Origin of the sequence: Vibrio sp. 10N.222.49.C9 (genome assembly GCF_041474985.1) — a bacterium.
GTDB lineage: Bacteria > Pseudomonadota > Gammaproteobacteria > Enterobacterales > Vibrionaceae > Vibrio > Vibrio crassostreae_C.
Genome location: NZ_JBFRVD010001431.1, coordinates 1 through 363, shown reverse-complemented (window position 1 = coordinate 363; position 363 = coordinate 1). Strand labels below are relative to the sequence as shown.

The 363-nt window shown below is 39.9% G+C and carries 1 protein-coding gene; it reads left to right on the top strand.

Translation table 11 applies throughout. The features are described 5' to 3' along the window. Positions 1-84 precede the first annotated feature (84 nt). A partial coding sequence (locus tag AB4585_RS28615; RefSeq protein WP_372172164.1) for a hypothetical protein occupies positions 85-363 on the top strand: 279 nt, incomplete at its 3' end.

Genomic DNA, 363 nt, shown 5'->3' with positions numbered 1-363 from the left:
TATTATAGGTATACTTCGAAGTAAATTAGGTGCTATCCCGGACTAATTAAGAGCAAAAGTGCGGAATAATAAGGAAGTTAGGTTATGCAGTCAGAGATTACATCCACTGATACTACTAAGGATTTGCCAGAGACACTTGAAAACTTAAAGTCGATCAAGCATCGGTTTGAGCAAGAGAGAGATACCCACTATCGCCTCTCAAATGAAGTGATCTCTACTTTGCTGCAGATGAAGCCTACTAGCTGGAGAATATTCGAGCAGATTGTATCTAATCTCGATGTGTACCCTACTGAATTAATGAATAATGACGGTTTTATTGGTGAATGGGTTAAATCGAAGGGTAAGACGGCGATTCCTCAGCAC